At 37.7% G+C, this 9,240-nt stretch carries 5 protein-coding genes and 1 pseudogene; all 6 read left to right on the forward strand.

What is annotated here, in order from left to right:
- The first annotated feature begins 5 nt into the window (after positions 1–5).
- Positions 6–1,751, forward strand: coding sequence for an alpha/beta hydrolase (locus AFK68_RS33955; RefSeq protein ID WP_094678801.1), 1,746 nt, complete (start codon positions 6–8; stop codon positions 1,749–1,751).
- A 542-nt stretch (positions 1,752–2,293) separates the two neighbouring features.
- Complete coding sequence (locus AFK68_RS33960; RefSeq protein ID WP_094678803.1) at positions 2,294–3,016, forward strand: Uma2 family endonuclease; 723 nt, start codon at positions 2,294–2,296, stop codon at positions 3,014–3,016.
- A 285-nt stretch (positions 3,017–3,301) separates the two neighbouring features.
- Positions 3,302–3,601 (forward strand): annotated as a pseudogene (locus AFK68_RS33965) (PEP-CTERM sorting domain-containing protein); the annotation flags it as partial.
- A 25-nt stretch (positions 3,602–3,626) separates the two neighbouring features.
- Positions 3,627–6,299, forward strand: a complete 2,673-nt coding sequence (locus AFK68_RS33970; protein ID WP_246844638.1) for a TIGR02921 family PEP-CTERM protein — start codon at positions 3,627–3,629, stop codon at positions 6,297–6,299.
- A gap of 215 nt (positions 6,300–6,514) precedes the next feature.
- On the forward strand, positions 6,515–6,721 hold the full coding sequence (locus AFK68_RS33975; protein WP_094678809.1) for a hypothetical protein: 207 nt from the start codon (positions 6,515–6,517) through the stop codon (positions 6,719–6,721).
- 362 nt (positions 6,722–7,083) lie between these two features.
- Complete coding sequence (locus AFK68_RS33980; RefSeq protein ID WP_094678810.1) at positions 7,084–8,196, forward strand: WD40 repeat domain-containing protein; 1,113 nt, start codon at positions 7,084–7,086, stop codon at positions 8,194–8,196.
- Positions 8,197–9,240 lie beyond the last annotated feature (1,044 nt).

Below are 9,240 nucleotides of genomic sequence, written 5' to 3' on the forward strand. Positions count from 1 at the left end.
GATTTATGAATAGGCATCCCTATAGATTTTTATTAAGTTTGCTATTATTAGGAGTAGGTTTAATATTATCAGTTATATTTAATCCGACTATCGGTATTGAAGCAAAATCTGTAACTATTGAAATCGACTCCCAACGACATTTAGTTAGTCGCATCTATACCCCCACCACACCAACACCCCACCCAGTAATATTACTATGTCACGGAGTCAACAATAGCAAAGAAATGATGGCATCCTTAGCAGTAGAATTAGCCAGACATGGAATAGCAGCGATCGCTTTCGACTTCGGAGGTTATGGCGAATCTTATCCACTAAAAACTGCTGAAAAATCTATAGAAAACCTGGAAAAAAATAGTCAGACAGATGCTAAAACAGTTATTGCCTATATTCGCTCTCATCCAGAAATTTTTGACCAAGACAAAATTGGCATCCTCGGTCATTCAATGGGAGGTGCAACAGCATTAGCTTTGGGGAAAACAGAAGAAATATTGCGCTCAACAATTATTTTAGGCATGAGTGGCATCGCTACCCCTACCATTCCCCGAAATCTATTTTTGGGCGCTGGTCTCTACGAGCAAATTAACCCTCCTCAAGACTTGCGAGTCACACTGCAAGAGGCGACAGCGAAGAAAAATCCTGTTTGTATTAACGATAGTAACAATATTTGTGGGAATTTCACCGATGGTACTGCTAGACTATTGATCATTTCTAACGCCGCTGACCATATCATCGAACCCTATGATCCACAGTTAATTAAGCAGGTTGTCAATTGGGCGCAACGTAGCTTAGATGTAACTCCCACTAAAGAATTAAAATTAGTCACACCTACTTTAATCATTTCTATAGCATTAACATTTATAGGTGGTATTGCTTCTGGTGTTTGCATCTTGACCAGACCTTATGAAAAAATCAGAAAACAAACAAAGGAAATGAGAGGAGAAAGTTTGCCAGAAGATATATATTTTCGTGAGATACAAAAAGTAGCTAAGTTAAAAGTGCAGTTATTATGGCGACAGCGTGTCACCTGGTTATTGGGAATACAAATGACAGTTATTTGGTTAATGGCAATAAACGGTCTTGCTCCCACGAGAGGCGCTAGCAATATGTTGGTATTTTGCTATGTTTTACAACTATGTAGCAATTACGCTTTGCGTCGCCCTGACAAATTTACTGCTATTGTGCGAGTTGTCTGTTTGTATATTTTGTTGTTTATAGGAGCGTTTTTATTACCGACATTATTATGTGGAGTCAATGAAATTTTGAGTACGCCAAATTATCTTATGGGTTTACCTCAATTTCTATTGCTATGGCCGTTTTTTCTGTTCTATTACTGTAGCATCACAGTTAAATTAATTTTGATTCCTGCTTACACTGTAGAATTACAGGTGAGTTGGTTATTTATATTCTTAGTTTTCCTAGAATTAATATTGCCTGGAGTAACTTTGACAACAGTGGAGCAGTTTTTAGTGGTGAGTGGAAAATGGTTGTGTCGCCCGTTTGTTTTTACTGGAGTAGGTAATGTTTCCTGGAAACAATTTGGTTTATTGGGGTTTTTACTATTGGCATTCATAGGGGTTTGGTATCAGCGAGTAGCAGATGGTTTGTTAGGAGTGGCAATGAGTAAGGGAATGTTGGCATTGCAGATGCTGGGACTATTTTTATTTTTCCCTTTGGGAATTATTCTGGTTACTGTCAGGTCATCTTGGTTTCAACGTTTACGTTCTTGGTTATTTATAACAGAATTAAATTAATTTTTCCGAAATTTCTTAATAGTTATATGTAGCTTGATTTATCAAATCATCTGTGTCTTATATTAAGCATTTAGCCGTCAGCTTTTAGCGGTCAGCTATTAATTTTTTCTTTTTAAAAGAAGAAGGATAATTGAAATATTAAGCAAACATAAAAAGTTACTTTTAAAGGAGATTATCTAATCTTGCTCATTAATTAAAAAGCTATTAGTACATTATAATCAACAAAAAGCTAACTGCTAATACCTGAATACTTAGGTCTTGCATTTCTTCTTCCTTCTGAAATACTATATACTTAAAATACTGAGGTTTTGAGGAAATAAAATANTCCACTTAATGGTATTATTGGTATTGGTGAATTTCTGATAGATGGTTGTACAGGTAAGTTGAATCCTGTAACTACTTCTAACGTAACTAAAATGGTTCCGAAAACATTATAATCAACAAAAAGCTAACTGCTAATACCTGAATACTTAGGTCTTGCATTTCTTCTTCCTTCTGAAATACTATATACTTAAAATACTGAGGTTTTGAGGAAATAAAATATGGTAACACCACTTCCTTTGTCCCAAACTGATGCAGAAATTGTTTATCCCGATAGTGATGGTCAACCTATGGCAGATAATACAATTCAATTTCGTTGGATGACTGTAATTCAGTATAATTTAGCTTGGTTATTTGCCGATAATTCAGAAGTTTTTGTTGCTGGAGATTTACTTTGGTATCCAGTAGAAGGAAATAATAAATTACGACAAGCTCCAGATGTAATGGTAGTATTTGGAGTGGCAAAAGGAGACAGAGGTTCTTATCAGCAATGGAAAGAAAATAACGTCTCCCCACAGGTAGTATTCGAGATTCTTTCTCCAGGAAATACAGTTAAAGAAATGAATCGCAAACTATTATTTTATGACCGCTATGGAGTAGAAGAATATTATCTTTATGATCCTCAAAAAAATAGTTTGACAGGATGGTTACGTTCGGAACCTTGGCTGGAAATAATTGATGAAATGAATGGTTGGGTTTCACCAAGGTTGGGTATAAAATTTGAGGTAACAGAAGAAACTTTAATTTTGTACCGTCCTGATGGGCAAGCGTTTACAAATTATATTGAAGTGCAGCAACAACTGGAGGACGCAGAAAGTCGGGCAACTGTTGCGGAGGAACAACTTCTACAGGAACGTCAGGCTAAGGAAATAGCGGAAGAACGCGCTAAACGTTTAGAACAGTTATTGCGAGAAGCAGGGATCGATCTTGATGACAATGAATAGGTTGAGTTTTTAGATAAAATAGGCCGTGGGTCTATAGGGGCGGGTTTATCTCATCAAATATTGATATCATTAATTTAACGCTGAACCTGCCCCGACTATTGCAAAATTTGTAGGGTGGGTTTTCGGCTAAGAGCCGACATGAAACGCAGCGCGACATGAAAAGACGGCTAAAATTTATATTGTGAAAAGCATTTTATAATCAAAAATAACACACAATTAAATATGTCTCAGTTAACTACTAGATTTTTTTACTTTTCTATATCAATAGTTTGAAGGAATTTTCTAATGAAAACAAAAACATTTTTGCATTTGACTTTTTACAGTATATTTTGGGTCTGGAATGTGGCATTTTTAGGAATTGTTTATTTCTGGATTTTACCAAGTATTGGCTCATCTTTAATTGAGGCTACATTTTCTGGTTTAATCCCCAATCAATTTTTGATTACCTTCATCGGCATAATAGCAATTCCAACTATTTGTACAATTTTTGGTGGGTGGCGTTTTCGCAAACAACCTCTACAATTAATCCGGTTATTTTATGGTGTAGAAGCACCTTTATTTTTATTATGTTTGTTACGTTTATTTNTTACCAAGTATTGGCTCATCTTTAATTGAGGCTACATTTTCTGGTTTAATCCCCAATCAATTTTTGATTACCTTCATCGGCATAATAGCAATTCCAACTATTTGTACAATTTTTGGTGGGTGGCGTTTTCGCAAACAACCTCTACAATTAATCCGGTTATTTTATGGTGTAGAAGCACCTTTATTTTTATTATGTTTGTTACGTTTATTTGTACTGCGAGAACTTACCGAAGCCAGCACTTTAATTTTAGGCACAATATTAGTTAGTATTATCGCATTTTCTCTGGAAATGTTATGTGGTTATGTTAAGAGAATTCCGTTAGTCTCATGGTTACAATTATTTGCCCACACTCTGATGTTATTAACTGGTTTATATGTGGGAATATTAATGCTATTTTATGCTGTGCCAGTATCTGTAATTTTGTTACAAGAATTTTTCTCATTTTACTGGCTTCAAGGAATTATTTCTGAGTTAACTTACGCTCCTAACTATGCTTTTACATTGCTCTTATCTTTATTTGTATTGGCTTTAAGCACAACTTTCTTTGTATTTATGCCTTCAGCTCTGGCAAGTTTATACGTTCATTCTGGGCAAAGAATATTGAGAATGTTTGCTTTTCAAAATGGTCATCAACGTACATTTCAAGGAGCTGTTGCTGTGATAATTGCCTGGATGATTCTGTTTGTTTCATTTCAGCAACAACCCCAAGTTGTAGCTTTTCAAATGTTAGATTTACCAGTCAGAAATAATAGCGATCGCCAAGAACTTTTAGCTAATTCTAATTTAATTAAAGATGGATTGCTTAATGCCTATTTATCCTCATATCGTTATCTAAGTACGGCTGCCAGAAGTAACCAAATTCGGATTATGTACAGAAGCACATTTGGTTTACCAGAATCAATTAATCAAGGATTACAAGATTATTTCAATCATCTTGTCTCACCATTTTTATATAAAGGTTCTGATAAAGATAAAGAAAAGGCAGCAAAACTCTATAGTGATTTTTTCGATACCCCTATTCAAAAAGCAGAACAAAAAACTATTCTTAATGCTCTTCAGTCAACAGCTAATATAGATGAAGTTAAAGCTGGATTATTAAATATTGGGGAACAAAAAGTCTGGCTGAAAAACCAAGAAATTAATGTTACAGAAAATGGAGATTGGGCAGATATAGAATTATATGAAATTTACGAAAATCAAACCTTTGAACCCCAAGAAATTCTCTATTATTTTACCCTCCCAGAAAGTGCAGTTATTACAGGTATTTGGTTAGGGGATACGGACAACCGCGCCCAACGTTTTCCCTTTAAAGTTTCCCCCCGTGGTGCAGCACAAAAAGTCTATAATTCTCAAGTCAGAAGGGAACGTCCAGTCGATCCTGCTCTGCTAGAAAAAGTCGGACCTCGGCAATATCGTTTACGAGCATTTCCTGTTCCAGCAAAATTGTCAGTAAGGGAACGAAAAAATAACCCAGACCAACCAACACAAATGCACTTGTGGTTAACTTATCAAGTAATGGCAAAAGATAATAGTTTTGCTTTACCGGAGTTGACAGAAAAACGGAACATTTATTGGAATAAAGACACAAAACGAATTTACAACGGCAAGTCTGTCGGAGGCGATCGAGAAGCATGGTTGCCACCGAGTCTTCCCGCAGTTGCTCAAACAACTCCACAACAACATCAGATAAATTTTGCCAACGGATATCAAATTTCTGCTCAACCGTTAGTAACACGAGAAAAATTTTTACCAGAAAGCGAACGTTTTGCAGTAGTTGTCGATACTTCCTATAGCATGAGAACTAAAACAAAAGAACTAAAACAGAATATTGACTGGTTAGTAGCAAATGGTTTTGGAGACCTGAGTTTTGGCAACGGTGATGCAGATATATATCTGACTGATGTTGGTTTTCCACCGGAACGCATTGATGATATTAGTCAGTTTGATGCTAAGGAAGTTACATTTTTCGGTACGCTCCAATATAAGGAAATGCTCGAACAATTTCTCCAGTTACGAGAGGATACTCGTTACAATGGGGTGATATTGGTGACAGATGAGGGTAGTTACGAACTCTCGGATGACAGTCAAGAAATGCCGAACTTATCTGCTCCTTTGTGGATGTTGCATTTGGGAGCGATGCCACCTGCTTATGATGATGCAACATTAAAGTTGATGCAACAAAGCGGGGGTGGTGTGGCGACAAAAGTTACTGAGGTATTCCAACAAGTGACGGCAAAATCAAAATTAGGAAAATCTGTTGTTAGTGTGGCAGATGGGTATGCTTGGTTTATGGAGAAAAAATCTGGTGGGGAAACAATAGAGGATAGTTTTGCTCCTCTGGCAGCTCAACAGTTAGTTTTGGGGTTGAGTAAAAAAATGAACTTGGATACTCTAGATGAGTTAGATGCTATTCACGCGATCGCCAAGACCTATAAAATTGTTACGCCTTATTCTTCAATGATCGTTTTAGTTAATGACGAACAACGGGAAGCACTCAAACGTGCAGAAGCAGCAGCAGACCGTTTTAACCGCAAAGTTGAGGATGGCAAGGAGCAGTTAACAGATCCTAATAACCCATTAGATGCAGCAAGTGTACCCGAACCTGGTATGATATTGGGAATGGTAGTAATGGGAATAGGGTTATGGGTAAGTCAAAAACGGAGAATTCAAAATTCAAAAGTCAAAAGTCAAAAGTAAGTAGCAATAGATGTAGGTTGGGTTAAACGACAGTGAAACCAAACAAAGCCTACTAATGTTGGGTTTTTCCGTTAGAAATGCTCCGCAAACCTTCCATGCTGCGCAACCCTAACGGGAACAACTTAACCTACGCCTGAATCTGAAAAGATACCAAATGGGTTCTATAAAGGAAAGCGATCGCTAAATCCTACAATATAGTTACTCCCTATTCTTCGATGATAGTTTTGGTTAATGATGAACAACGGGAAGCTTTTAAAGGTGGGGAAGTAGGGGGAGATGGTTTTCAGCGTCAAGTTGAGGATGGTAAAGAGGTGTTGACGGAGCCGAATAATTTGTTGGATAATGTTAGTTTGCCCGAACCTGGTATGTTTTTGGGGGTAGGTGCGATGGGATTTTTCTTGATTTATTTTGTTAGGGAATAGGGAATAGGGAGTAAATGTCTTGTATCTATAATTAGAGATGGCATAAACGCCAAGAGTCATCTGAAATATGACTTCAGCTATTAGCCAAGAATTTTAATCTTTGGCGAGCCATCTTTGTCATCTACCCAGAAATAAATTTCCGGACTGCATAGCATAAGTCCTGATCATAAAGATCGCTAGAAGTAAGAGAATATAATTAGGCAAAGTAGGTCATGTTTGAAATTAATGGCTATTTTAAATTAAGAGCCATCTTTGTCATCCCCTAAGAAAGAAATTTCTGGGCTGCATCGCAGTTGAAAATTTCCCAAAAGCGATCGCTCTATAATCAAATTATTTTTTAATTAATAAAATCAAAACTACTAATGACCAGACCATCCCCAGACTCTTCTTCACGACCTGCAAATATTAGGTTGTTATCAATAATAGGGGCAACAATAACTATGATTGGTGTTATTGTTGGTCTTCTTAATGATGGAACCAGCCTTTTTGAAAAGTGGTTCCCAAGACTATTTCCAAAAGTAACAGTTCATAATCCTACTCCATCTCCACCCCAGAAACCTAAACTAACTGGTGACCCTATTTCCCCCGCTACTAATTTTACTTTAGTTCGCACTCTTAATGGTCATACCAAAACCGTCAACTCTGTAGCCATAAGTCCAGACGGACAGACTATTGTTAGTGGTGCTGATACTGTTAAAGTGTGGGATTTAGCAACAGGGAATCTGAAAGCCACCTTTTCTGGTCATATCCAGTCGGTTAACTCTGTAGCTATAAGCCCAGACGGACAGACTATTGTTAGTGGTATTCATAATACTATTAAAATCTGGGATTTAGCAACAGGGAATCTGAAAGCTACCCTTTCTGTTCATCCCTTATGGGTTAACTCTGTAGCCATAAGTCTAGACGGACAGACTATTCTTAGTCGTGTTGGTATTTTAGTAGGCGGTACTATCAAAGTATGGGATTTGGCAACAGGCAAACTTAAAGCTACCCTTACTGGTAGCGGCTGGGGTAACTCTTTAGCCATAAGTCCAGACAATCAGACCATTGTTAGTGATGGTTGGGACAATACTATCAAAGTGCTGGATTTAGAAACAGAGAATCTGAAAGCTACCCTTACTGGTCATCGCGACTCGGTTGGGTCTGTAGCCATAAGCCCAGACGGACAAACTATTGTTAGTGGTAGTCGTGACAATACTATTAAAATCTGGGATTTAGCAACAGGGAATCTGAAAGCTACCTTTACTGGTCATAGCAATTCGGTTGAGTCTGTAGCCATAAGCCCAGACGGGCAGACTATTGTTAGTGGTAGTCGTGACAATACTATTAAAATCTGGGATATGGCAACAGCCAGTCTGAAAGCCACCCTTACTGGTCATAGCAATTCGGTTGAGTCTGTAGCCATAAGCCCAGACGGGCAGAATATTGTTAGTGGTGGTAGCGACAATACTATCAGAGTCTGGTCATCACGTTAGTATTTGTACCTTGAGTTGAGGTAACGAAACCCAACATCAACCCAAAACGCAAAGGTGTTGTTGGGTTTCACTGTCGTTCTACCCAACCTACTTTTATCAAGTTCAACTATTTTTGAGCAACTCAGCATAGATATCATCCTCAGTTAAAAATCAGAAACCGGAGGAACTTCACCTCCATTAATCCAACTTATCATCAAATAACGATAAACCAAATGAAAAGAGCGATCGGCTGATAATGGGTAATTGATAATGAAAGAGTTGTATAAATCTCTAGTTTTCTATCTCACTATTGATGATTAACAGGACTTACGCAAATTCTTAGACAATACGCTATCCGCAGAGGGCGAATGCCATTCGCCCCTACCACATAAGGTGGTTCTGCGTAAGTCCTGATTAATTTAACTATTGTACAATAGTAAGGCTCGGAAACTGGCAAGGTAGCGATCGCCTGATTATTCAGTGGGTGATAATTAATTTAACTATTGTACAATAGTAAGGCTCGGAAACTGAGAAGGTAGCGATCGCCTGATTATTCAGTGGGTGATAATTAATTTAACTATTGTACAATAGTAAGGCTCGGAAACTGGCAAGGTAGCGATCGCCTGATGATTCAGTGGGTGATAATTAATTTAACTATTGTACAATAGTAAGGCTCGGAAACTAGCAAGGTAGCGATCGCCTGATTATTCAGTGGGTGATAATTAATTTAACTATTGTACAATAGTCCAGTAGGGTGCATTACGCTATCACTAATGCACCAGCAAAATCAAAAATGATGGGTTACGTTCCACTTTGTTCCGCTTTTTTCTTACGGAATGCTCCGCAAACATCTCGCGGAGGGAAACACACTCTACTAGAGTGTTCAATCGGATTCTATATAAAACTTAGGAGCGAACAACGAGGGAAGACCTCTCCCCCAACCCCTCTCCTTACAGGAGAGGGGAGAATTCCCCCTTTTCAAAGGGCAGGGCTGTTTCAGGCGTCAAATAAATAATCGATTATTTATGAGAATTGGGGACACGTCGATAAAAATTTGGGGAAAAG

It is taken from the genome of Hydrocoleum sp. CS-953, assembly GCF_002260545.1.
Classification (GTDB): Bacteria; Cyanobacteriota; Cyanobacteriia; order Cyanobacteriales; family Microcoleaceae; genus Trichodesmium.